General features: G+C 59.6%; 27 protein-coding genes, 6 other RNA genes and 1 pseudogene. 21 read left to right on the top strand and 13 right to left on the bottom strand.

Annotated features, from left to right (window positions below; genetic code table 11):
* Positions 1 to 79: 79 nt before the first annotated feature.
* On the bottom strand, positions 80 to 760 hold the full coding sequence (locus tag B5E65_RS10270; RefSeq protein WP_087171680.1) for an SGNH/GDSL hydrolase family protein: 681 nt from the start codon (positions 758 to 760) through the stop codon (positions 80 to 82).
* Positions 761 to 942: 182 nt separating this feature from the next.
* Here B5E65_RS10270 and B5E65_RS10265 point away from each other — a divergent pair, with 182 nt between their 5' ends.
* Positions 943 to 1,743, top strand: a complete 801-nt coding sequence (locus tag B5E65_RS10265; protein ID WP_087171679.1) for an MBL fold metallo-hydrolase — start codon at positions 943 to 945, stop codon at positions 1,741 to 1,743.
* A gap of 189 nt (positions 1,744 to 1,932) precedes the next feature.
* Here the strand turns inward: B5E65_RS10265 and B5E65_RS16555 are convergent.
* From B5E65_RS16555 to B5E65_RS10250, 3 genes and pseudogenes are all read right to left on the bottom strand, one after another.
* Positions 1,933 to 2,155, bottom strand: a pseudogene (locus B5E65_RS16555) (UbiD family decarboxylase); the annotation flags it as partial.
* Positions 2,139 to 2,516, bottom strand: a complete 378-nt coding sequence (gene lpdD / locus B5E65_RS10255) for a prenylated flavin chaperone LpdD (protein WP_087171678.1) — start codon at positions 2,514 to 2,516, stop codon at positions 2,139 to 2,141. The gene lpdD and the pseudogene B5E65_RS16555, both read right to left, overlap by 17 nt.
* Positions 2,513 to 3,088, bottom strand: a complete 576-nt coding sequence (locus B5E65_RS10250) for a UbiX family flavin prenyltransferase (protein WP_087171677.1) — start codon at positions 3,086 to 3,088, stop codon at positions 2,513 to 2,515. The genes lpdD and B5E65_RS10250 overlap by 4 nt, the downstream gene beginning before the upstream one ends.
* A 75-nt stretch (positions 3,089 to 3,163) precedes the next feature.
* Between B5E65_RS10250 and B5E65_RS10245 the strand changes: the two genes are divergently transcribed.
* The 3 genes from B5E65_RS10245 to B5E65_RS10235 are packed head-to-tail and all read left to right on the top strand — an operon-like array spanning position 3,164 to position 7,130.
* Complete coding sequence (locus B5E65_RS10245) at positions 3,164 to 4,096, top strand: LysR family transcriptional regulator (protein ID WP_087171676.1); 933 nt, start codon at positions 3,164 to 3,166, stop codon at positions 4,094 to 4,096.
* A 10-nt stretch (positions 4,097 to 4,106) separates the two neighbouring features.
* A complete protein-coding gene (locus tag B5E65_RS10240) occupies positions 4,107 to 5,855 on the top strand; it encodes a glycoside hydrolase family 2 protein (RefSeq protein ID WP_087171675.1) in 1,749 nt (582 codons plus the stop codon).
* Between the two features lie 57 nt (positions 5,856 to 5,912).
* Entirely contained in the window at positions 5,913 to 7,130 is a 1,218-nt protein-coding gene (locus B5E65_RS10235) for an NAD(P)-dependent oxidoreductase (RefSeq protein WP_087171674.1), read from the top strand.
* A gap of 49 nt (positions 7,131 to 7,179) precedes the next feature.
* On the opposite strand, the gene B5E65_RS10230 is transcribed toward B5E65_RS10235, so the two are convergent.
* The 8 genes from B5E65_RS10230 to B5E65_RS10195 form a co-directional block, all read right to left on the bottom strand.
* Positions 7,180 to 7,812, bottom strand: coding sequence for an InlB B-repeat-containing protein (locus B5E65_RS10230; RefSeq protein ID WP_087171673.1), 633 nt, complete (start codon positions 7,810 to 7,812; stop codon positions 7,180 to 7,182).
* A 2-nt stretch (positions 7,813 to 7,814) separates the two neighbouring features.
* Complete coding sequence (locus B5E65_RS10225; RefSeq protein WP_087171672.1) at positions 7,815 to 8,900, bottom strand: galactose/methyl galactoside ABC transporter permease MglC; 1,086 nt, start codon at positions 8,898 to 8,900, stop codon at positions 7,815 to 7,817.
* A gap of 15 nt (positions 8,901 to 8,915) precedes the next feature.
* Positions 8,916 to 10,415, bottom strand: coding sequence for a sugar ABC transporter ATP-binding protein (locus B5E65_RS10220; protein WP_087171671.1), 1,500 nt, complete (start codon positions 10,413 to 10,415; stop codon positions 8,916 to 8,918).
* Between the two features lie 90 nt (positions 10,416 to 10,505).
* The gene (locus tag B5E65_RS10215; RefSeq protein WP_087171670.1) at positions 10,506 to 11,657 is read right to left on the bottom strand and encodes a galactose ABC transporter substrate-binding protein; all 1,152 of its coding nucleotides are present in this window, start codon (positions 11,655 to 11,657) and stop codon (positions 10,506 to 10,508) included.
* A 181-nt stretch (positions 11,658 to 11,838) separates the two neighbouring features.
* Positions 11,839 to 12,819 carry a substrate-binding domain-containing protein gene (locus B5E65_RS10210; protein WP_087171669.1) on the bottom strand — a complete coding sequence of 327 codons (981 nt, stop codon included), beginning with the start codon at positions 12,817 to 12,819 and terminating at the stop codon, positions 11,839 to 11,841.
* Positions 12,806 to 14,524 (bottom strand): sensor histidine kinase, encoded by a 1,719-nt coding sequence (locus tag B5E65_RS10205; protein ID WP_343286400.1) that lies wholly within the window; start codon positions 14,522 to 14,524, stop codon positions 12,806 to 12,808. Before B5E65_RS10205 ends, B5E65_RS10210 begins: the two co-directional genes overlap by 14 nt.
* Positions 14,521 to 15,075, bottom strand: coding sequence for a helix-turn-helix domain-containing protein (locus tag B5E65_RS10200; protein WP_087171668.1), 555 nt, complete (start codon positions 15,073 to 15,075; stop codon positions 14,521 to 14,523). The genes B5E65_RS10205 and B5E65_RS10200 overlap by 4 nt, the downstream gene beginning before the upstream one ends.
* A 501-nt stretch (positions 15,076 to 15,576) precedes the next feature.
* Positions 15,577 to 16,296, bottom strand: a complete 720-nt coding sequence (locus B5E65_RS10195) for an XRE family transcriptional regulator (RefSeq protein WP_087171667.1) — start codon at positions 16,294 to 16,296, stop codon at positions 15,577 to 15,579.
* Between the two features lie 152 nt (positions 16,297 to 16,448).
* On the opposite strand from B5E65_RS10195, the gene B5E65_RS10190 reads away from it, so the two are divergent.
* The 8 genes from B5E65_RS10190 (at position 16,449) to B5E65_RS10165 (ending at position 17,872) form a co-directional block, all read left to right on the top strand.
* Entirely contained in the window at positions 16,449 to 16,715 is a 267-nt protein-coding gene (locus B5E65_RS10190; RefSeq protein ID WP_087171666.1) for a helix-turn-helix domain-containing protein, read from the top strand.
* Between the two features lie 2 nt (positions 16,716 to 16,717).
* Complete coding sequence (locus B5E65_RS10185) at positions 16,718 to 16,972, top strand: hypothetical protein (RefSeq protein ID WP_087171665.1); 255 nt, start codon at positions 16,718 to 16,720, stop codon at positions 16,970 to 16,972.
* A gap of 2 nt (positions 16,973 to 16,974) precedes the next feature.
* Positions 16,975 to 17,151, top strand: coding sequence for a hypothetical protein (locus B5E65_RS16220; protein ID WP_158098566.1), 177 nt, complete (start codon positions 16,975 to 16,977; stop codon positions 17,149 to 17,151).
* Positions 17,152 to 17,219: hammerhead ribozyme type II (locus B5E65_RS10180), an RNA gene on the top strand. It begins immediately after the preceding gene.
* Positions 17,220 to 17,255: 36 nt separating this feature from the next.
* The gene (locus B5E65_RS16215; RefSeq protein ID WP_158098565.1) at positions 17,256 to 17,396 is read left to right on the top strand and encodes a hypothetical protein; all 141 of its coding nucleotides are present in this window, start codon (positions 17,256 to 17,258) and stop codon (positions 17,394 to 17,396) included.
* Positions 17,395 to 17,464: hammerhead ribozyme type II (locus B5E65_RS10175), an RNA gene on the top strand. The genes B5E65_RS16215 and B5E65_RS10175 overlap by 2 nt, the downstream gene beginning before the upstream one ends.
* An 18-nt stretch (positions 17,465 to 17,482) precedes the next feature.
* Positions 17,483 to 17,806 (top strand): hypothetical protein, encoded by a 324-nt coding sequence (locus B5E65_RS10170; RefSeq protein WP_087171664.1) that lies wholly within the window; start codon positions 17,483 to 17,485, stop codon positions 17,804 to 17,806.
* An RNA gene (locus B5E65_RS10165) (hammerhead ribozyme type II) lies at positions 17,806 to 17,872 on the top strand. The genes B5E65_RS10170 and B5E65_RS10165 overlap by 1 nt, the downstream gene beginning before the upstream one ends.
* Before the next feature lie 141 nt (positions 17,873 to 18,013).
* On the opposite strand, the gene B5E65_RS10160 is transcribed toward B5E65_RS10165, so the two are convergent.
* A complete protein-coding gene (locus tag B5E65_RS10160) occupies positions 18,014 to 18,601 on the bottom strand; it encodes a hypothetical protein (protein WP_087171663.1) in 588 nt (195 codons plus the stop codon).
* A gap of 88 nt (positions 18,602 to 18,689) precedes the next feature.
* Between B5E65_RS10160 and B5E65_RS10155 the strand changes: the two genes are divergently transcribed.
* The 9 genes from B5E65_RS10155 to B5E65_RS10115 all read left to right on the top strand — a co-directional run bounded on the left by B5E65_RS10155 (position 18,690) and on the right by B5E65_RS10115 (position 22,991).
* An RNA gene (locus B5E65_RS10155) (hammerhead ribozyme type II) lies at positions 18,690 to 18,756 on the top strand.
* Positions 18,757 to 19,069: 313 nt separating this feature from the next.
* Positions 19,070 to 20,797, top strand: coding sequence for a DNA-binding domain-containing protein (locus B5E65_RS10150; RefSeq protein ID WP_158098564.1), 1,728 nt, complete (start codon positions 19,070 to 19,072; stop codon positions 20,795 to 20,797).
* Complete coding sequence (locus B5E65_RS10145) at positions 20,781 to 21,731, top strand: AAA family ATPase (protein WP_087171661.1); 951 nt, start codon at positions 20,781 to 20,783, stop codon at positions 21,729 to 21,731. Before B5E65_RS10150 ends, B5E65_RS10145 begins: the two co-directional genes overlap by 17 nt.
* A gap of 13 nt (positions 21,732 to 21,744) precedes the next feature.
* A complete protein-coding gene (locus B5E65_RS10140; protein WP_087171660.1) occupies positions 21,745 to 21,975 on the top strand; it encodes a hypothetical protein in 231 nt (76 codons plus the stop codon).
* Positions 21,976 to 21,984: 9 nt separating this feature from the next.
* Positions 21,985 to 22,053, top strand: an RNA gene (locus B5E65_RS10135) — hammerhead ribozyme type II.
* 36 nt (positions 22,054 to 22,089) lie between these two features.
* Positions 22,090 to 22,359, top strand: coding sequence for a hypothetical protein (locus tag B5E65_RS10130; RefSeq protein WP_087171659.1), 270 nt, complete (start codon positions 22,090 to 22,092; stop codon positions 22,357 to 22,359).
* A complete protein-coding gene (locus tag B5E65_RS10125) occupies positions 22,356 to 22,538 on the top strand; it encodes a hypothetical protein (protein ID WP_143402997.1) in 183 nt (60 codons plus the stop codon). Before B5E65_RS10130 ends, B5E65_RS10125 begins: the two co-directional genes overlap by 4 nt.
* 6 nt (positions 22,539 to 22,544) lie before the next feature.
* An RNA gene (locus B5E65_RS10120) (hammerhead ribozyme type II) lies at positions 22,545 to 22,614 on the top strand.
* Between the two features lie 47 nt (positions 22,615 to 22,661).
* Positions 22,662 to 22,991, top strand: coding sequence for a hypothetical protein (locus B5E65_RS10115; protein WP_087171657.1), 330 nt, complete (start codon positions 22,662 to 22,664; stop codon positions 22,989 to 22,991).
* Positions 22,992 to 23,092: the final 101 nt, after the last annotated feature.

Below are 23,092 nucleotides of genomic sequence, written 5' to 3'. Positions count from 1 at the left end.
AAAATAGGGCCGGGGAAAACCATACGATGGTTTGCTGAACACATGAAAAAAGGAAGACCGTACGGCCTTCCTTTTTTGTTTACTGCTTCAAAAATGCCAACAGTTGCCGTTCCAGTTCCGGGCCCCACCAGTCCCGGTATCCGGCTTTGGTGGGGTGGATCGGGTCCCGCATGTACAGCCGGCGGGAGGCATCCGGAATCCCGTTGAACGGTTCACTGTTCCACAGATCCAGCACACCGATCCCCCACTTTTGCCGCAGCGCGGGCAGACAAGCCACCAGGGCGGCATAGTCCTTGCTGTCGTACCGGCTGCCGGTAAACACCGCCACCGGGCAGCGCCAGGTGCGCAGGGCATATTCCAGAATCGTCTCCAGCGCCCCCAGCGTGGTGGCACGGTCAAACTGCGCCGGATCCCGCCCCGACGCCACCACGCCCTGCGGCAGATGCAGCGTGGCATCGTTGGTGGACAGCTGGCACAGAAACAGATCATACCGGGTATTCGGGTCCAGCCGGTACAGGCGCCGGACATAGCTTTGCGGCCCGGTGTCCGCCAGCGTAGTGCCGCTGACCGCTTCTTTGGTCAGCTGTGTGCCCAGGCGGGCGGCCAGATACTCCCCCACGGCCCAGCCCTCCGAGGCCTCGCCCCGGGCCACCGAGGAGCCCAGCACCGCGATATGCCCGCCCTGCAGCGGGCTGTCGGCCAGCGGTTCAATACAGGAAAAATCATAGGCGGGAGCATTGCCGCCGGCAAGCTGAGACATCGGTATCCTCCTCCCGGTTCTGCGGCCTTTGCAAAAGAGTTTTTCATTAGTATACGGCAATTCGCCGCAAAGTACAATCCGGCCACCCCTGTTGATTGACACCAGCTGTTCTCCGGGCCTATACTGTTGTTGCCGGGCCTTGTAAGCCGCGGCATACAAGGCGGAAGGAAAGGGATGGAATAATGGAAAACCTGATCGTTCTGGGCACCGGCAATGCGCTGGCGACCCACTGTTACAACACCTGCTTTGCGCTGCAATGCGGCGCGCAGTACATTCTGGTGGATGCAGGCGGCGGCAACGGCATTCTGGTGCAGCTGGAAAAGGCAGGCATCGACCCGGCAGCCATCCGGCATCTGATTGTGACCCATGAGCACTGCGACCACCTGCTGGGTGTGGTGTGGATCGTGCGCAAGATCGGCACCCTGATGCTGAACGGCGGGTATGAGGGCACCCTGCACCTGTGGTGCCACGCCGGCCTGATCGAAACCATCCGCACCCTTTGCCGCCTGACCCTGCAGAAGAAATTCAGCGACCTGCTGGGCGGCCGCATCGCCCTGCATCCGGTGACCGACGGGGAAACCGCCAGCCTGCTGGGCAGCGCGTTCACCTTTTTTGACATTCACTCCACCAAGGCGCCCCAGTACGGATTTACTGCCCGGTGGCCCGGCAAAAAGCTCACCTGCCTGGGAGACGAGCCCTACAACCCGCTGTGCGAATCGTACGTGGCCGGCAGCGACTGGCTGCTGAGCGAAGCGTTCTGCCTGTATGGCGACCGGGAGCGGTTCAAGCCCTACGAAAAGCACCACAGCACCGTCAAGGACGCCTGCGAGCTGGCCCAGAGCCTGGGGGTGCCCCATCTGGTGCTCTGGCACACCGAGGACAAACACTACAGCCAGCGCAAGGAACTGTATACCGCCGAGGGAGCACAGTACTACACCGGCGATCTGCAGGTTCCCTATGACCTGGAGACCATCTCACTGTGATACGCAATACGCAAAGCGCCCCGGAACCATGGTTCCGGGGCGCCTTGCTGTATGATTACGGTGTACGGGAATGTACGGTCAGCCCAGCAGGGGCACAATGCAGCTGCTCCACAGCCAGCTGAAAGGCATGGCCAGCACCATGGCCGGGATCATGTCTGCAATGGGGAACGACTTGATCTTGGTCATCCGCAGGCCGGTGGCCACCCGGGCGTCGGGATGCCCCTTGACATTGTTGAATACCATGGCCGGGCCCTCCCGGGTGGGGCGCTGCACGGTACCGTCCGCGCCCACGTGCCGGTATACACCGGACAGTTCCGCCATCGGATCGACTTCCACATCGGTCTGCACCAGCTTGCCGGGCATGGCCTTCCAGCAGCGCCAGCGCCGAACGCAGGTCATTCACCTTGTTCATCTTGTTTATCCTCCTTTTTTCTTTGGCCAATACAGCGGATCGTCTCCACCAGCATATCCTCTGTGACGGAAACAATCGCCGCGATCTGATCGGGGCGGGCGTTGTCGTAATGGACGCCTCCCACCACCGTGGCTCTGCAGTTAAATTGCCGGGACAACGCCTTGGCCCACCGATCGGTCAGGGCCCGTTCCCGATGCCCCTCCGGCTGGATGGCGCCCTCGGCAATCCCGGCCCGGCACATGGACACCGCCCCGGTATGGGCCAGCTGACCGCCGGTAAGCAGCACATGAATATCCTGCGGAAACAGGGTCACGCAGGCCGTAATGGTAAAGCCGTACAGGCTGCGGGTGACCTGGATCATGGCTGTGTCCTCCCCTGCCAGCGACGGAAGTCCTGCCCCTCAATCCCGAACTGATCCAGGATTTTCCCGGCCAGATGGCGCACACAGTCGTCCAGGCCGTCCGGGCGGTTGTAAAAGCTGAGCACCATGGGCAGGATCACCGCTCCCATACTGCTCAGCTCCTGCATATTGCGCAGATGGATGGTGGAGAAGGGGCATTCCCGCACCGCCAGCACCAGCTTGCGGCGTTCCTTCAGGGTTACGTCGGCGGCCCGCAGCAACAGGCTGTCGCTGTATCCGGTGGCGATGCCCGTCACGGTTTTCATGCTGCAGGGTACCACGATCATCCCCGCCGTGCGGAAACTGCCGCTGGCCGGTGCCGCGCCAATATCCCCGTTGTCGTAGCAGACATCCGCCAGGCCCCGCAGCTGCTGCGCCGTAAGGCTGCTCTCCTCCCGCAGGGTGATCTCGGCCGCCCGGGACAGCACCAGATGGGTCTCCACATCCGGCTGCCGGCGCAGCTGGTTCAGTACCTCCACCGCCAGCGGCATGCCGGAGGCCCCGCTGACCCCCACCACAATTCGCTGTTTCATGGGCGCACCTCCTGATATAAGTTTGTCAGCATCTGTATTGTAGTCCCGCCGGGGGCTTGGAGCAATTCAACTTTCGTGGTATACTATTCCAAAATGGAATACAAAAAGGAGGCGGGCAGTACGGAGAGCAAACGGCTGGAATATTTTCTGCAGGTGGCGGCTACCGGCAGTTATACCGAAGCGGCGGAACTGATGTTCACCACCCAGAGCAACGTGTCCAAGCAGATCCTGGCGCTGGAAAAGGAACTGCGGGTGCAGCTGTTTGAACGCACGGCACGCCGGGCCAACCTGACGGCGGCAGGCCAGGCGCTGCTGCCCCGGGCCCAGGCCGTAGTGGCGGCGCAGGAACAGCTGTGCCGGGCCATGGCTGCCTACAACGGGGAGCAGACGCCGCTGCGGCTGTACGCCATTCCGGTGATGGGGATGCACGGAGTAACCGACGTGATCGCGGGATTTCGCCGGGAACACCCGCTTATCCAGCTGCAGGTGGTGGAAAGCGAAAGCATCGATCTGCTGCAGGAACTGGAAAGCGGCCGGTGCGACGTGGCCTACATGCGGCTGAACCGGGCCGATCCGAACCGGTTTGACCGGCTGACGGTGATGGAAGACCGGTTTGCGGTGGTGCTGCCGGCGGGCCATCCGCTGAGCAGCCGGCAGCAGATCGACCCGGCGGAACTGCGGGAGGAAGCCTTTCTGCAGCTGAACGAGAAAACCCGGCTGTTTGGGGTGGTGCAGCAGATCTGCGCCCAGGCCGGGTTTGAGCCCCGGGCGCTGTTCACCAGTGACCACATCGACAACATTCTGGATCTGGTGGCCAAGGGCATGGGCATCTCGATCCTGATGGAACAGGCGGTGCGGCGCCAGCACACCCCCGGCCTGGCGGTGGTTCCCCTGCAGTCGGACTGGCGCAGTTATCTGTCTTTTGTACGGCTGCGCCAGGCGGAGCACTCCCGGGCGGCCGGGCTGTTCTGGCGGTATCTGCACCGCTGCTATCCCAAATCGGAATAGGAGAATCCCTATGTTTTATGATCTTTACACCCCCGAGGGCGAGGTCCTGACCGGTACCCCCTGGCCGGACTATCCCCGGCCCCGGCTGCGGCGGGACAGCTTTTTCAACCTGAACGGCCGGTGGGAGTTCACCGCCCGGGAGGAGGGCGATCTGCCCGCCGCCTATGACCGGACCATTCTTGTGCCTTTCTGCCCGGAGAGCCTGTTATCCGGTGTGCACACCCACTTCCCGGAGGGCTGGCACCTGTTCTACCGGCGGCGGTTCACCCTGCCGGATGGTTTTGTGAAAGGGCGGGTGCTGCTGCAGATCGGCGCGGCGGATCAGGTGCTGGACGCCTGGCTGAACGGGATGCCGGTGGGCAGCCACACCGGCGGCTACGAGCACATAACCTTTGACATCACCCAGGCGCTGGCGGCGGAAAACGAACTGGTGCTGCGTGTGCGGGACGATCTGCGCAGCCCGGTGCTGCCCTACGGCAAGCAGACGATGAACCGGGGCGGTATGTGGTACACCCCGGTGTCCGGCATCTGGCAGACCGTCTGGCTGGAAAGCGTGCCCGACCGGTATATCCGACGGCTGGACGTGCAGGCGGACGGCGCCCGGGCCATTCTGGACACCGGCGACCCGGCGCTGACCGGCACCGTGACGGTACATACCCCGGAGGGGCCGCTGACGGTTCCGCTGAAAAATGGCCGGGCGGAAGTCGCGCCGCCCTCTCCCCGGCTGTGGAGCCCGGAGGACCCCTACCTGTACGACTGCGCGATCGAGGCCGGGGCCGACCGGGTGGAGAGCTATTTTGCCCTGCGCACCCTGGAAATCCGCCGGGTGGGCGGCTATGCCCGGCTGTGCCTGAACGGAAAACCGTATTTCTTCCATGGGGTGCTGGACCAGGGCTACTACAGCGACGGGCTGTTCACCCCCGCCTCTCCCGCCTGCTACGAACAGGACATCCGCACCATGCAGGCGCTGGGCTTCAATACCCTGCGCAAGCATATCAAGGTGGAGCCGGACATCTTCTACACCCTCTGCGACCGGCTGGGGATGGTGGTGTTCCAGGACATGGTGAACAACGGGGATTACCGGTACCTGCGGGACACGGTGCTGCCCACCGTGGGGTTCCAGCACCGGCGGCACGATACGGGCATGCACCGGGACCCGGCGGCCCGGGCGGCGTTCCTGTCGGGGATGGAGGCCACCGTGGCCCAGCTGAAAAACCACCCCTGCATCCTGTACTGGACCATCTTCAACGAGGGCTGGGGCCAGTTTGAATCGTCCCGGGCATTCCGGCGGCTGCGCCAGCTGGACGGCAGCCGGTTCATCGACAGCACCTCCGGCTGGTTCCGGGGCGGCGAGACCGACGTGGACAGCCGCCACATCTACTTTGGTCCCTGGAAGCTGGACGCGGGTGAAAAGCCGCTGGTGCTGAGCGAATTCGGCGGCTGCTGCCTGCCGGTGGAGGGACACATGTTCCACCCGGACAAGGCCTACGGGTACAGCGCCTGCAAGACCCGGGAAGAATTCGCCCGGGCCATCCGGGAACTGTACGAACAGCGGGTGCTGCCGGTGGTGCCGAAAGGGCTGTGCGCCGCCATCTATACCCAGTTGTCCGACGTGGAAGACGAAATCAACGGGCTGGTGACCTACGACCGCCGCACCGTGAAGCTGGACGAAGCCCCCATGCGGGAGCTGGCCCGCCGGCTGCAGGCGGCCATGGAAGAAAGCGCGGTTTCTTGCATGAAGCAGCCGAATCTGGTATAACTATAAAGCGGACGGCCGGGCCGTCCGCTTTATCTTTACAGTCAGGAGGGAGTGCGCATGGCCATCCATGTGGTGAACGAAGCCCGGCGCTGTCTGAACTGCAAGGTTCCCCAGTGCCGCAAAGGCTGCCCCATCAATACCCCGATCCCGGACATGATCCGGATGTTTCTGGAACACCGCACCGAAGAGGCGGGCCAGATGCTGTTTGAAAACAACCCGTTGAGTGTGGTTTGCTCGCTGGTATGCGACCACGAAAAGCAGTGCGAGGGGCACTGTGTACTGGGCCGCAAGGGCGCGCCGGTGCACATTTCCAGCATTGAGAACTACATCTCCGACGCCCATCTGGACCGGCTGCAGCTGCAGCGGCAGGCCGCCAAGGGCAAGCGGGTGGCCATCATCGGCTCCGGCCCGGCGGGCATCACCATCGCGGTGCTGCTGGCCCAGAAGGGCTACGACGTGACCCTGTTTGAAAGCCGGGACAAGATCGGCGGTGTGCTGCGGTACGGCATCCCGGAATTCCGTCTGCCCAAGAGCGTGCTGGACCGGTACCAGGCCCAGCTGGTGCAGCTGGGCATCAAGATCCGGCCCAACACGGTGATCGGCGGGGCGCTGACGGTGGACGACCTGCAGCGGGACGGCTACAAGGCCATCTTTATCGGCACCGGCGTATGGCGGCCCAAAAAGCTGGGCATCCCCGGCGAGAGCCTGGGCCACGTGCACTTTGCCATCGACTATCTGGTCAACCCGGACGTGTACGATCTGGGCCGCAGCCTGGTAGTGATCGGGGCGGGCAATTCGGCCATGGACGTGGCCCGCACCGCCATCCGCAAGGGGGTGCGGCAGGTGCATGTGTTCTGCCGCCGCAACCAGGCCGCCGCCAGCGTGCGGGAGTTGGAATACGCGGTGGCCGACGGGGTGGAGATGCACTACGGCGCCCGCCCGGTGGAGATCACCGACGAGGGCGTGGTCTACCAGCAGGCTACCTTTGACGAAAACAACGAGGTAACCGGGCTGAGCGAGCCGAAGCTGTTCCGGGCGGACAGCGTGGTGATCGCCGCCAGCCAGGGCCCCAAGGACAAGATCGTGAACACCACCACCGGCCTGGCCGTGACCGACCGGGGCCTGCTGGCCGCGGACGAGGACGGCCGCACCAGCCGCCCGGGCATCTTCGGCAGCGGCGACGTGGTAAGCGGCGCCCGCACCGTGGTGGAGGCGGTGCGCCACTCCAAGGACGTGGCCCGCGCCATGGACGAGTATCTGCAGACGGTGGAATAAACCGCACAAAAAATCCCCCGCACGGGTTTCCGTGCGGGGGATTTTTCACTTATTGCCAGGAAGCGGTAAGCACATGCTCGCCGGTCATGGTGACCGGGGTATCCGCCGTGATGGTCTGGCCGCTGTACACCCAGCCGGCGAAAACCGCGCCCTCCTTTTCGGGCACAGGCAGTTCGCCGTAGGGCTGGCCGTAGGTCACGGTGATGGCTTCGGCCTCGGCCGCGCCGTTGACCGTGCCGCCGGCAAGGTCAAACTTGACCGGGAAAGAAGCTGCCTCCCACACCGCGTACAGGGTCATGTCCCCCTGCACGGTGGCGTCGGCAAAGCTCCACAGGTGCACCTCCGGTTCCGGGGTGGTGCTCCACCCCACCAGATCGTAGCCGGGGCGCAGCGGGGCTTCCGGTTCGGCAACCGTACCGCCATGCTGCACCTTCTGGGTTTCCACCGTCAGGTCATCCACGCCGGTATCAAACTGAATGGCAAAGCCGCTGTGGGTAGCGCCCCACAACGTCAGCACCAGCGCCGCCAGGATCATCAGACCAATGCAGGCATCCAGCACCCGGATGGGCACATCCTTGCTGCCGTAGATACCCCGGCCGAACCAGCGCTTTTTTACCATGGGGTTCTCCCCCGCCGGTGTTTCGGCGGCGGGGGCCCCGGTTTTTTCTTTCGGATCGCTCATGATTATTTCTTTACAAGGTATTTCCGCATATCGATGGAGCAGGCGATCAGGATGATCAGGCCCTTGATGATGTACTGGGTGTTGCCGCTGATGGACAGCATGTTCAGAGCCACGAAGATAATACGCAGCAGGAACACGCCCAGCACGATACCGCTGATCTTACCGGTGCCGCCTACGAAGGAAACGCCGCCGATAACGCAGGCCGCGATGGCGTCACATTCGTAGTTCAGGCCGGTGCCGGCGTTGTTGGAGGAGATACGGGCGGACTCGATGAAGCCCTCGATGCCGTACATACAGCCGGCCAGGGTGTGCACCAGAACGGTGGTCTTGAAGACGTTGACGCCGGACACGTTGGCGGCTTCCGGGTTGGAACCCACGGCGAACATGTTCTTGCCGAAGGTGGTCTTGTTCCAGATGAACCACATCACGCCCACCAGGATCACGGCGTAGAGCACGTACCAGGGCACGGCCACGGTCTGGCCGTTGCCGGCGGGGATGCTGAACATGGTGCCGGTGACGAAGTTCTTGAACTTATCGCTCAGGCCGGACAGAGGCTGGCCGTTGTTGCCGTTGAGCATGTAGAACTCCAGCACCAGGCCGTAGACGATCAGCTGGGTGGCCAGGGTTACGATAAAGGGATGCAGGCTGAACTTGGCAACGAAGAAGCCGTTGACCAGACCTACCAGGCCGCCCACAACGATCACCGCCAGGATGACCAGGGGGATGGGCATTTCAGGCAGGGTGTCGAACATCTTGTTGGCCCAGCCGGAAGCCTGCAGCAGCGCGGCCGAGATGGCGGCGGTCAGGCCCACGACACGGCCGGCGGACAGGTCGGTACCGGTCAGAACGATACAGCCGCCGATACCCAGCGCAATGGGCAGCGAGGACGCCGCCAGGCTGACGATGTTCACCAGCGAGCTGATCTTCAGAAAGTTCGCGTTGCGGGTGGCGGTGTAGATGACGAAAATGATCAGCAGAATGTAGATGGCGTTGTTCAGCAGGGTATCAATGACCTTGCTGCGTTTATCCTTGGCGTCCATCGCTTTGAATTCTGCCATGCCCCGTTTCATATTGGCAATCGCACTCATGGATGGTTCCTCCTCTTATACATATTTGGCGGCAAGGGTCATGATCTCTTCCTGGGTGGTGTTGCGTGCGTCCACCTCGCCGGCCAGACGTCCGCCCGACATGACCAGGATGCGGTCGCACACACCCAGAAGCTCGGGCATTTCGGAAGAAACCATCAGGATCGTTTTGCCACGGTTGGCCAGATCCAGGATCAGCTGATAGATCTCGTACTTGGCGCCCACGTCGATGCCGCGGGTGGGCTCATCCAGCAGCAGCACCTCGGGATCGGTAAGCAGCCAGCGGCCCAGGATGACCTTCTGCTGGTTGCCGCCGGACAGGCTGCGGATCTTGGTTTCCTGGGTGGGGGTCTTGGTGTGCATCGCGTCGATGGACCAGGCCGTATCCTTCTTCATGCTCCCCGAATCCAGCATGAAGCCGAACCGCAGATGCTTGCGCAGGCTGGAGATCACGGTGTTTTCCCGGATGCTCAGGATGCCGAAGATACCGGTAGCCCGGCGTTCCTCGGTCAGCAGGGCAAAGCCGTTGCGGATGCTCTGGCGGGCGTTCTTGTTGGCGCACACCTTGCCGTTCAGCTTGATGGTGCCGGACTTGCGGGTGGCCACGCCGAAGATGTTCTCCAGCGTTTCGGTACGGCCGGAGCCGTCCAGACCGGCCAGACCCAGCACCTCGCCCCGGCGGGCGGTGAAGGACACGTCCCGCAGCAGGGAATACTGGGCGGACAGGTTTTCCACCTCCAGGAACACCTCGCCGGGCTTGTTGGTCTTGGGCGGGAACTGGTTGCCCAGTTCACGGCCCACCATCAGCTTGATAATGGTGGGCATATCCAGCTCCTTGGCCGGGCGGGTGGCAACCCAGATACCGTCCCGCATGACGGTGATGTCGTCGCTGATGCGCAGGATCTCGGCCATCTTGTGGCTGATGTAGATGATGCCCACGCCCCGGTCCCGCAGCATGTTGATGATGCGGAACAGGTGTTCCACCTCCTGCTCGGTCAGGGAGGAAGTGGGCTCGTCAAAGACGATGATCTTGGAATTGTAGGAAACCGCCTTGGCGATCTCCACCATCTGCCGCTGGGAAACCGGCAGGGTGCTCATGATGCGGTGGGGGTCCACGTCGATCTCCAGTTCCTTGAAGATCCGCATGGTCTCCTGATACATCTTGCGCTCGTCCACCATGATGCCGCCCACCAGCGGGTAGCGGCCCAGCCACAGGTTATCCATAACGCTGCGCTTGAGCGCCTGGTTCAGTTCCTGGTGCACCATGGCCACACCGTTTTCCAGCGCTTCTTTACTGGACTTGAAGTTGACCTCGCGGCCCTCCAGCTGGATGGTGCCGCTGTCTTTGGAATAGATGCCGAACAGGCATTTCATCAGCGTGGATTTGCCCGCGCCGTTTTCCCCCATCAGGGCATGGACGGTGCCCTTGCGGACGGTAAGGGAAACGTTGTCCAGGGCCTTGACGCCGGGGAAGGATTTGGAGATGTTGCTCATCTGGAGCAAAACTTCTTCACCCATGCATACCCCTCCTTTTCTCTAAAATAAGGGCGGCTGCTGCGCTTAAGCAACAGCCGCCCTCTGAATGTTTGCGTGCGGAGCTATTGGGTTTTATTCGCCAGTGTACTCCTGGTAGGGGATGAAGATCTTGTTGTCCAGGCCGTTGGCCTCATCCTTGGTGTAGCTGTCGGTGCCGGCCAGCAGGTCGGAGCCGGAAGCCACGTTGCCAGCCAGCAGAGCGATGCACTCGGCCATGCCGTCGGCGTCCTGCTTGATGGTACCGGTCATGCTGCCGGCAGCGATCAGGGCCTTGGCGGAATCGGTGGCGTCAACGCCGAACACGGGGATGGTGGTGGTGCCTTCGCCGTTGTTGTAGCCGGCAGCCTGCAGGGCAGCGATGCAGCCCTCAGCCATGTTGTCGTTGTTGCAGATGATCAGCTCGATCATGTTGCCGTTGGCCTCGCTGTACTGGCTCAGGTTGGTCTGCATGTACTCCTGAGCAGCCTGCGCGCTCCAGGCGCCGTTCATATCCAGCTGGTACTTGTTGGTGTTGGCGGAGTCGAAGTACTCCAGAGCGGGCTTGCCGGCCTCGGTCAGAACCGCGTCGCAGTCCTCAACACCGTACTGGGTGCGGTAGATAGCCTCTACGTTGGAAGCGTCGCCCATGAACATGGCGTACTGGATGGTGCCGTCCTTGTTCAGGTCAACCGCGTCGTAGTTCTCAACCAGGTAGTTGCCGATCATCTTGCCCTGCATATGGCCGGCCTCGGGGGCATCGGTACCAACGAAGGCGATGTTGTCGTAAGCGCCCAGCACGGCACCCTCGTTGCCGTCCTCTTCCACCGCGCGGTTGAAGAAGATCACGGGCACGCCGGCAGCCTTGGCCTTGTCGGCGATGGCGGTGGCAGTGTCGGAAGAACCGGAGGTGACCATGTTGACGATCAGCAGATTGTAGCCGGAAGACAGGGCGGTGTCGATCTGCTCGTTCTGGGTGGTCTGGTTGTTGTTGCCGTCAAAGTCGGTGTACTCAATGCCGGCAGCTTCCAGCTTGCCGTCCAGAGCGGTACGCACGCTGGAGATGTAGGTATCGGAGTAGTTGTAGTAGAACACGGCTGCCTTGACGCCGGAAGCGTCACCCGCAGGAGCGGCGGAAGAACCGCCGGCAGCGGCGGAGGAAGATCCCGTCGCGGTGGAGTTGGAGCCGCAGGCGACCAGGCTGAAAACCATCAGGGCCGCCAGCACGAATGCCAGTACCTTTTTCATAGTTGCTCTCCTTTTTTATCTCTCATTTGCACGGGACAGACCCACTCTGTCCCGCCTGACAACTTTATGGTACCGGAAAATTCACCCGGAAACAAGGGAAAAATTCACCGAACGGAGGGCAAATACTTATTCCTGTTGAACAATATATCCTATAACATGTCATATTTTTTGTGCACTCCGCTCATTCACTTCGCCGTTCAAAGGCAAACAAGGCTTTCTGGCTGTCCATCGTGAACATGTTGTCCCGGTCCACAGTACGGGTGGAGGTATCCACCACCTCTTCCATGCCGGCAGTCTGGCCGGTGAGAAGCCGCCAGGCGCTCTCCACCCCCAGATAGCCCATGGCATAGGGATTCTGCACGATCAGGGCATCCACCGAGCCCTCCTGCAAACCGTCGATGGTGGCCACGTTGGAGTCGAATCCCACCAGGAACACCGCATCGGACACGCCTCTTTGCCGCACCGCCTCGGCCGCGCCCACACTGGTGGGCTCGTTGAACGCCAGCAGCACGTTGATCTCCGGGTACTGCTGCAGCATGGCGGCGGTGTCTGCCTGGGCGTGCTGGGCTTCGGCCAGGGTGTTGATCACCTGCACCACCCGGGCCCGGCCGCTTTCATCGAACATGTCCACAGCGCCCTGTTCCCGCTCCTGGCCGTTGGCGCTGGATATGTCGTAGTTCACGATCCCTACCCGCAGTTCGCCCTCCACCCGGTCCAGGGCGGCCTGGGCGGCCATACGGCCGGCGGCGTAGTTGTCGGTGCCGATGTAGGTGCTCACCGCCGTGGAGTCCACATTGCTGTCGATGGCCACGATCTTGACCCCGGCGGCGGCCGCCGCGTCGATGGCGGAAGCGTTGTTGGAAAAATCAATGGCGGAAAACACCAGCGCTTCGGCCCCGTCGGCCACCGCCTGCTCCACCATGGCGTTCTGGGACTCGTAGTCCTCCTCGGTGTCCGGGCCGGTAACGGTCAGTTTCAGGTTGTACTCGGCGGCGGCAGCCTGCGCCCCGGCAAACACCGACAGCCAGAATTCGGTCTCGGTGGATTTGGCCACCAGCGCCACCGAATGCTGCCGGGCCGGTACCGCCGAGGCGCTGCCGCAGCCCGCCAGCAGCGCCAGGATCAGAGCCAGCGCCAGCGCCGCCCGTTTACTTGGTCTCATAGTCGCCCTCCCGTACCCGTGGCATCCGGATCTCCACGCAGGTGCCCACGTCCAGTTCGCTGGTGATCTGCAGCCCGTACCGTTTGCCGAAATAGATTTTCAGCCGGTCGTCCACGTTGCGGATGCCGATGCCGGTGCAGTCGGCAGGGCCCCGGTGCAGGATCGCGTCGATCTGCTCCTCGCTCATGCCTACCCCGTTGTCCTGCACCCGGAACAGGATATCCTCCCCGTCCTGGCGCACCTGCACCTGGATGCAACCCTCGTCCACCATCAGATCCAGCCCGTGGTTGATGGCGTTTTCGATGATGGGCTGCAGGGTGATTTTATTGCACAGGTAATCCAGGCAGTCCGGATCCACATCAAAGGAATAGGTAAACTGGTTCTTGTACCGGTATTTCTGGATCTGCAGGTAGCTTTCGGCGTGCTCGATCTCCCGGCGGATGGGGATCAGCTCGTGGCCCTTGCTGATGCTGATGCGGAACAGCCGGGCCAGGGCGTGCACCATCCGCACCGCGTCGTCGTTGCGGCCCTGCTCGCACATCCAGGCAATGGAATCCAGTGTATTGTACAGGAAATGGGGGTTGATCTGGGCCTGCAGGGCTTTCAGCTCGGTTTTGCGCAGGTTGACCTCTTCCTCCCGCACGGTGGTCATCAGCTGCTGGATGCGCAGCACCATATGTTCAAAGGAAGCGGACAGCTCCTGCACCTCCCGGGTGCCGCCCACCGGCCGGTAGGCAAAGTGGTCCGCGTCGGTTTCAAAGCTTTCCATGGCGTCGGCCAGGCCCCGCAGCGGGCGGCCCAGCAGCCGGGACAGCAGCCAGCTGGTGAGCAGCGCCGCCGCCAGTACCCCCGCCGCCAGCAGGGTGGACAGCCGGATCATCTCGGTCACATTCCGGTTGACCAGTTCGTCCACATAGCTGACGCCCACCACCCGCCAGCCGCTGTCCCCCACGCTGGTCAGGCTGTAGATGACGGTGTCGTCGGCATGGCTGCCGTCCTCCAGGGCGGCCAGCGCGGCGGTGTCCTCACTTTTCAGGCCGGCATACAGAAGCTGCTGCTGGGGATGGTAGACGATGTTGCCGCTTTCATCCATCAAAAAGCAGTAGCCGCGCTGGCCGATACCCACGTTGTTGATGTAGCTGGAGATGCTGGCAAAGCTCAGATCCAGCGACACCCAGGCTGCCTCGCCCCCGGCGGGCAGCGGCGCGGTCATGGTGACGACCCAGGGATAGTACCCCTCAAAGATGCTTTCCACATGGGGCGCCGTCAGATAGGCCCCCGACGCTTCGCGGGCCCGTTCCAGATCAAAGGAAAGATTCTGCCAGATGGGATCGCGGGGCTCCCGGTCCAGGCACCAGCAGTCCAGCAGCTCCCCGTCGGCGGAATAGCTTGTCACCGCCACCACGTCGGGACGGAACTCCAGAAAAGCGTCCAGCAGCCGGTCCCGGGTGTCGGCGCTCTCGGTCATGGACTGTTCCACCAGCCGCATGGCCTGTTCCATATCGCTGAGATAGTTGTCCACCGTATTGGACACCTGGGATACCGCCTGGGCGCTGCTGGTCTGGGCGCTCTGCACCATGGCGCTGCGGTACCGGTCCAGGAAAAAGAGAATGCAGCAGCACAGGATTACCGACACCACCCCGGCCACCATGGCCACCAGGATAGTGGTGATGCGCAGGCCGGTGGAGGAGACCCGTTTTTTCACAAAGCCGCCCCCGCTTTCTCCGCTTCCAGACGGCGGCGCAGCGCCACCGGCGACTCGCCGCAGTATTTCTTGAAGCAGTAGCTGAAATAGTGCTGGTCGGTATAGCCGCACTGGGCCGCCACCTGCTGGATCTTCAGCGGCGAATCGGTCAGCAGCTGCCGGGCCGCCTCCATCCGGGTGCGGATCAGAATGTTGATAAAGGTCTCGCCCGTGTATTTCTTGATGCAGGCGCTCAGATGGTTGGGGCTCACATCCAGCATGCCGCTCAGGGACACCAGCGACAGGTCCGCCTCCCGGTAATGCTGGCTGATGGCCTCCAGCGCCCGCTTGCACAGGCCTTCCCCGCCCTTGACCGCCGGGGCCAGGTCTCCGATAAACTGGGCGGCGCTCTCGGTGCCGCCCTGACGCAGGGCTTCCATGGCCTCCCGGTAGGCGTCGTGCAGCTCGGTCAGGCTGCACACGGTGCGGCTGACGCCCACCCGGCAGCGCAGCCCCAGCACCCGGGCCGCCACCTGGGTGTAAGGGGTCACGTAGAATGAGAATTCCGGCACCGTGAACCTTCAAAAGCCTGTTTTTTCCTGCAAATGGCTGTATCAAGCCGTTTTTTGGGCGTTGTCGGGCTGGTAATCGGCGCAGATCGGCGCATTTTGCGCGCGGGGTTAAAATGAGAAAAGCGGCCCGAACGGGCCGCTTTTCTGCGTTTTGCGGGGATTTTGCGAAGGCGGTGAATAAGGCTTGCATAGCCTTTGCAAAGTGGGGGCGCAAGCTTTGCAAATGAAAACACAAGGAATTGGGTGAAATGGCTTCATACAGCCGTTTTCCGAATTTTGCAAAGCCTAAAAATTAGGGCTTTGCAAAGGTCATTTGAAGATGCTTAATTCATATGGTGAATCCGCATTGGAAAAGCAAACCAGATCCATTTTAAGTGTGCATTTTTGCACACTTAGAATAATCATGCACACTTACAGTAATATGCGGAATTATGGAGATAATAGGACGAATTTCTGATATTCCCATGCACACACAGGAATATGAAATATTGTTGCATCGCCTTAATCATGGGAAGAGAGAACACCAATTACTTTTCCATTTATGCGCACGTCCCCAGTCATAGGGATAGGTGCGTATTTTTTGTTCAAAGATATGAGTTCGTCCTGGCCGATTTTTTTGACATAGCCGCAGCCGTCCATCGTGACCAGGGCAATATCCCCGACTTCAACTGGTTGTTTCATGGAGATCAAGATAATGTCACCATTATGGAAGCGAGGTTCCATACTATCCCCGCGAACAGGAACACCAAAATCGGCACCGGCAACCTGCTCAGGCTCAACCAAGATTTCCTCAAAACCATCAGGGCCCAAATAGGTGCCTGTACCTGCACTTGCGGGTTGAGAAGATACTTGGAAAGGAATATTTAAGGGCATTGACGAGTGCCTGGTACTTTCTTCCTTAGAACGTTGATATTCGAGTAACAATACAGCATTAACAACTTCGCGTCCGTGCCGATCCAGGGCATGAAACTTTTGCAGAAAATCATTGTCCTCTTGTGACAAGACTACTTTTTTCTCCAAAGCAACGCAGTCTTGAAACAAAAAATTAGCATCTACCTGCAAGGCGTCCAAAAGTGCGTAAAGAACAGTTTCTTTAGGGTGACTTATCTCGTTTTCGTAATTTGCAATTGCGGAACTGGTCACTCCTATTTTTTTTGCAAGCTGCTTCTGCGTAAGGCCACACCCTTCACGTGCTTCTCTTATGCGTTTGCCAATCCCCATACTATCACCTCTGCTTATACATAATGATACGGGCAAAATCCCAGCCAGTCAAGAAAAAACATCAAGAATCTTTACATAAACGACTTGACGCTCCAAGAAACTTGATGTATTATTGAATTGCGATCAAGATTCTTGATGCTTGGAGGTGTCATATGTCGATCATAGCGGAAAACACGCGCCGCATAATCCAGGAACGCGGATTAAAGCAATGCGCTGTTGCACAGAGGGCAGGATACAAGGTAAAGACCTTCAACAATCTGCTTACCGGAAGAAAAATCATAACTGATAGGGACATTGAAGCCATTGCAAAAACGCTTGGCGTGAGTCCAAATGTACTTTTTGGATACGAGGACTTCAACGGGGACACCTCTGTGGCACAGAAAATTGGCAACCATTTGATGAGCCAGAAAGGAGCCTAACCATGAGCAAGAAGTATCAGTTACTGAACCAGCCGATCCTGGCCGGCGGGATCTACAAAAATGGCATGAGCCTGTATCGGGTGGAAAGCTTCAACGATGATTGTTTGCACACCAGCATTCACCTGCGCCGGATCAAGGACGGGTGGGAACTCGATGCGGTGGGCGCAGCGCTTTACCTTACGGATCGCGGTGTCGAGCTGCTGTGGGACTACAGCAAAAATGGGCGCTTCACTCCCATGGACAGAGAGGGGGCGTAACCATGGAGCAAGAGCTGCTTGAGATGCTTCAGGAGACAACGGGCAAAGACTTCAGCAGTCTGGAGGCCGCGCTGGAAGAATACACCGGCCGGGAGATCTTCGGCATGTGGCTGGAGAACGAGGGGATGATCGGGTACACCGAAACGATCCTGGACGCAGTGAAGCTGCTGAACCCTTAAAGCCGAAACGGCCCGATAAGGGCCGTCTGCCGGGAATGGCCGCCCGGCACTGATGATGGCAGGCCAAAACTTACCAGCAGGGCGGATGCAAAGGAGTGGCACACATGAGTATTGAAGAACGGATCGACAACTACCTGGACCGGGTACAGCGGTATCTGGATACGCCCTGGATGGAGCGTGATCCGGGCGAGTATGAGGAACTCATGGCGCTCAAAGCAGAGATCTACGCAACAAGCAAGCGATAGCCGAAACGGCCCCGGCGGGGCCGTCGTGCGGGGGCCGACCGCCCCGCGCCTGATGATGGCAGGTCAATGCAGCAGGAGGTTATACGATGGCGAGTTTAAGGGAAACGGCACAGCGAGTGCTTCAAGAAGCCCGTGATGGTATCGCGTGGATCGCGTTCTATAAGGAAGGACGCGGCTGGGGTGCAGAGTGCTTCTGGCCTGAGTATCATGACAAAAGTAATGACTTTTGTCATGACAAGGACGACCTGGCAGAACTGCGCGACATTCTGAAAGCCGACAGAAATGCCATATTCGTGAACGGCTACTATACGAATCTGGGTTCTACCCTTGAGATGACCCGGGAATCTCTTGCCGATGCGCTGCGCTGGCAATATGAGAACCAGTTCAATCTTCTGCGAGAAGCGATTTGAGCCGAAACGGCCCCCAGGGCCGTCTGCGGAGGGGTGGCCGCCCCGCACTGAAGATGGCAGGCCAATGAAAAAGCCCGCGCAGGGTGGGCAGAAAGGAGATTTTGATGTGTTTAAAAGAGTTCATCGTACGTTGTTCACGTGACAAAGTGAAGGAAAAAAGCGCTGTGTACCGCGAAGAATGTCGTGAAACAATCATTAGCTATTTAATCACTTCGGGAGTCTCGAGCGATATTGCTGAACCTCCAGTTCAGCCAGCCTCTTAAAATTTACCAGGTTCTGTCGCCTGTAGCGATCCAAAAGAATAGCAGTTTGGTATGTAGACAAATGGGTCATTGAAATAAAACGGTCTTGGTCGAAAAAGGCTAAGTGGTTAAAGGCGAAAAAGTCATTTGGAATAAACTGGAAGTCTTTCACAAACAGTTCTAAGTTCTCTCCCTCATCAATGATTCCACAGGGTGGAGGTGCATCGCCGAAAACGTAGTCAGACGGCTGAAAAGCCTCTTGTCCATACATGTACATCACAGCTGTGGTGACTTTAGTCGTATCGAGCATCGCAAATAATGTTCGCAAACGACTATCGAAAATATATGTCCGGGTACAGTCTGGGAATTCAGCTGGACGATATAAACCAACTTTCTTAGATAGAGTCCGTATTTGTTTGGCATAATTTTTCAAATACGCAGGCGCTTTATTTGGGAGAACTTCTTCTATAACCTGGCAGTACAGAGCAATATCATACTTTAAACAGGGAAGATTAGCTCCATTTTTTAAGGGTACGTCAAATATTTTTTGCATCTAATCATCCTCCTTAGTGTTTGATACGGAAGCGGCGCGGCAACGCCGCCCTCACCAACAGGATAGCACACTGGAAGGCAAAAGAACAAGCCGAAACGGCCCCCGGGGCCGTCTGCGGAGGGGTGGCCGCCCCGCACTGAAGATGGCAGGCCAGAGGCAGGTGATCCTTTGAATATAACATTAAATCCAGGGCAGGTTGCAGTTCTGATGGGATGCCATAGAACCACGGTGTTGCGCCAGATTCAATGCTCGCGCATAAGCGCAACACAAATTCAAAATAGCCGAAACCAACCAGAGTATGCTATTCCGTTAGCTTCGCTTCCTGCCGACATCCAGCGACGCTGGTACGTACAGCAGGGCGAAAAGGCTGAGACCACGGCGCTGCTTGCGTCAGCGGAGCAGCGTACGACGGACAAGCCGAGGCCGGGGCGAAAAGCCCCTGGCAAGAAGCCCCTGGATGAGTACACCATGGCCGAGCGCGAACAGATCGCGTTCTGGATGAACACGGTGGCTGAATGGCGGGAGTTCCGACAGGGCACAGGCAAAGCAGCGGATCTGGATGAGGACTTTGTGGAGCGCCTGCGCGCCCGATACCCGGACTTGCAGGTCAGCCGGGGCACACTGTACCGCAAATGGCAGGCCGTGCGTGCAGATGACTGGGACGCTCTGGTGGACAATCGGGGCAAGGCCCGGAAGGGCCAGAGCAGCATCCACCCGGCAGCCTGGGACATATTCTGCGGGTTGTATCTGACCCAGCGTCAGCTGAGCGCGGAACGATGTCTGGAACTGACCGAGGAGTGGGCGCTGCAGAACCGCCCGGAGGCGCTTCCGCTGCCCAGCGTACAGACCTTCCAGCGCGGCGTGAGGGCACTTCCGCCCGAAGTCGTGTTCTATGCGCGGGAGGGCCCGCGCAAATGGTGGGCGAAGTACAGCCCTTACATCTCGCGCCGCTACGATGAGATTGAAAGCAACGCCATCTGGGTGGGCGATACCTACACCATGGATATCGTGACACGGACGGAGTCGGGGCAGCTGCACCGGATGTACTTATCCGCCTGGGTGGATGCCCGCAGCGGCATCTTCGTGGGCTGGGGCATGAGCGATGGGACCAAGAGCCAGAACAGCGTGAACGCGCTGCGAGACGCCTGCGAACGCCAGGGCACACTGCCGCTGATGAACCTGTACAACGACAATGGCCGAGAATACCTGACCTTCGACTTTGGCGGTCTGGGCCACCGGGCCAAGAAAACCACGGCAAACGGGGAGCCGAAGTTCCAGCCACTTACCATTATGGAGCGGATGGAAGTGAAGATGGTGAACGCCATCCCGAAGAACTCCCGGGCAAAGATCGTGGAGAGAAGTTTCCGGGCGCTCAAAGACCGGCTCATGCGGCTGTTCCCCACTTTCACGGGCGGATCGCCCCAGGAGAAGCCGGAAGACCTGAAAGCAATCTTGAAAAGCGGGCGTCAGGTTCCCACAGACGCAGAGGCCCGGGATACCCTGGACAAGCTGATCCAGTACGACCTGAACTACTCAAAGTACGACGGGCCGGTGGTGGCGGACAAAGGCAAGCGGAAAATCGACGTGTACAACGAGAACTGCGTACGGGAAAAGGTCCCGGCAGACCCCGGTGTGCTGCAGCTGATGCTGATGCGCTCTACTCGCCCGCTCAAGGTGGGCCGCGCCGGAATCGTGACCGCCATCAACGGCGTGCCGATGAAGTTCTGGAACGAGGAAATCCGGCACTACATGGATCAGAAAGTGTATATTCGCTACGATCCTGCCGATCTGAGCAGCGTGCGGATGTACGCTGCGGACACCGATCAGTACCTCATGACGGTAGGCCGGAGTCCGCTGGAAGCCAGCTATGGCGAGGACCCGGAGGTTCTGAAGGAACTGCTGAAGGTGCAGCGTCACTCGGCCCGTTCGATACAGAAAGCGGTACAGGTGCTGCGGGCTGCTGGCAGAGAGGTGAGTCCGATGGAACTTGCGCTGGACATCGCGGCGCGGAACGCAGCCGGGCCGGTGGCCAAAAAGAACATTCGGCAGACCGAGATCATGTACGACCGGGAGACTGCCACCGCGCCGCCGCTGCCTATGGCGGTTGGCGACCCTGGAGACCTGGACATAGCTCGGATGAACAGAAACTTCATGACTTGGATGGAAGGAGATACAGACGATGGAGAAGATTTTTAACACGGCCCTGCAGGACCGCACCCGGGAGTACATGGAGACCACCGGCACAAGCCAGGCTGAACTCGCCCGCCGTCTGGGCATGACGAACAGCAGCACTCTGAGCCGCTGGCTGAAAAGCGCCTACAGTGGCGATGTGGAAAAGGTAGAGCGGAGCCTGGAAGAGTTCTTCCGGACTCAGATGGAAGCCGACAAGGCTGCCGAGAAAGCGGCCCCGTATCGGCCCGCCGGCGACTATGTCCCCACCAGCATCTCGGAGGATGTTTACCAGAGCATCAAGTATTGCCAGCTTCATCGGTGCGTGACCGTACTGCATGGGGACGCCGGTGTGGGCAAGACAAAGGGGGCGCAGAAGTTCCTGCGTGAAAACCCGTCCAGCACCATCTACATCAGCGTGGATCCCATCACCAGTAACGTGAACGGTGTTGTCCGTCTGCTTGCAAGGGAGCTGAAAATGCCTGAAAAGCGCAACAAAATGGATCTCATGCTGGAGATCCGGGAGCGTTTGGCGAACACCAACAAGGTAATAATCGTGGATGAAGCGCAGTTCCTGAATCTGCCCGCCATCGAGGTACTGCGGACGCTGAGCGATATGGATAGCAAGACCGGTACCCCGGGGAACGGAGTCTGCCTGATCGGCAACAGCCAGGTATATGACCGTATCCAGGGCAAAGCCCAGGCCGAGTTTGCACAGACCTTCACCCGGGTAAAGATGCCCCGGCACTATCTGGCCCGCAGTATCACGCTGGAAGATGTAAAGAAGCTGTTCCCTGCGTTGAATGGGGAAAAAGAGCTGAGTTTCCTGCTTGGGATCGCGCGGAGCGTGTACAGCATCCGCACCGCACAGAACATCTATGAAAATGCGATCAGGATGGAAGATGTGAGCTATAGCGGCCTGCGCAAGGTCGCCACGGCCATGAATTTGCGGGTATCGTGAAGGAGGGCAGACCATGAAACGGAGAAAGGAAAGGCTTTGGGTGAGTTTTGCCGGAGGGTTGCTCTCCGGTCTGATGCTGGCTTTGGCCGCATGGGTGTACACGGGCCGCCCGATGGTGTTCGGCGGCGAGGTGCTGGTGCTGCCGCTGATCGTGGTGCTGATCGGGTTCGGCTGGCAGCTGGGCCAGCTGGCCGCGATGGCGGACATGGAGCAATGGTACCGCCGACGCACCAGAAGACGGTAATACCAAAATAGCCGAAACGGCCCCACCCGGGGCCGTCTGCCGGGAATGGCCGTCCGGCACTGACGATGGCAGGCCAGCGATAAGCCCACGCAAGGCGGGCGGAAAGGAGCATTTATGGACGACAAGTGGGAATATCCCCGCGCAGTAGAGGTCAAAGCCGGAGAAATACAGATCGACGCTCAGTTGGCAATGCCTGTTGTTGGAGACAGGGCATTCCCCAACACAGCCTGGTATCGCGTGGACGCCAATACAGGCAAAGTCACCATTCGGTACCACGATGAGGGTCAGAACGAAAAAACCGAAGAGTTTGACATAAAGGATGTTGTGCTCTCCGGTTGGCCCCCGGAAGAACGCACCAACACCCAGGCGCGGGGAGGTTCATGATGACTACATTATTGTTGGTGGCGGCCCTGATGATCTCCGCCTACGGCTGGATAAAGAACGTGATCGCATTGCATGCGATCATCTACTACCTGGAAATCCGGCATCACGATCTCCCCAGCGATGAAGAGATTGAGCAATGCTGCGAGCATGTGGTTCGAATGCTGCTTCATCTGCGCTGATACCAAAGCCGAAACGGCCCCACCCCGGGGCCGTCTGCCGGGAATGGCCACCCGGTACTGATGATGGCAGGCCAAGCGCGAACTTTTACTGCAGAAATTTCGAACCAAAAGGAGGTGAAGAAAATGCGGCTGATTGATGCCGACAATCTGATCGAAAAATGTGAGAACCTATACATGCGGGGGCATGTCCTGTTTCACGGCGTTACCGCCTTCACTATTGAGAACACGCCGACTATCGAACCCGATGATCTTCCCGTCGTGCACCAACTGCAGGGAGAACTGGCACTGATAACGCAGCAGCGTGATATGTACAAGAGCGTTCTCGAGCGCATTACCACCCATGGCGATTGCAATGACTGTGAAGATGTGAAAGGATGCAGGTTTGTGCCGGGAATTGGGGAAGATACGCGATATAACTGCCCATTATGGCGCGGCCCGCAGAAGGAAAAATAAGCGTGGAACGGTTAGCAGAAATACAGCTTGGGGCCGTAAGGCCTCACCTTAATGCAGCTGGCCGATAAGGCCATCGGTCCCAAGCCCGAAGAAATGCAGAG

It is taken from the genome of Gemmiger sp. An120 (assembly GCF_002160955.1).
Classification (GTDB): Bacteria; Bacillota; Clostridia; order Oscillospirales; family Ruminococcaceae; genus Gemmiger_A; species Gemmiger_A avium.
This window is presented reverse-complemented; position numbering and strand designations above follow the sequence as displayed.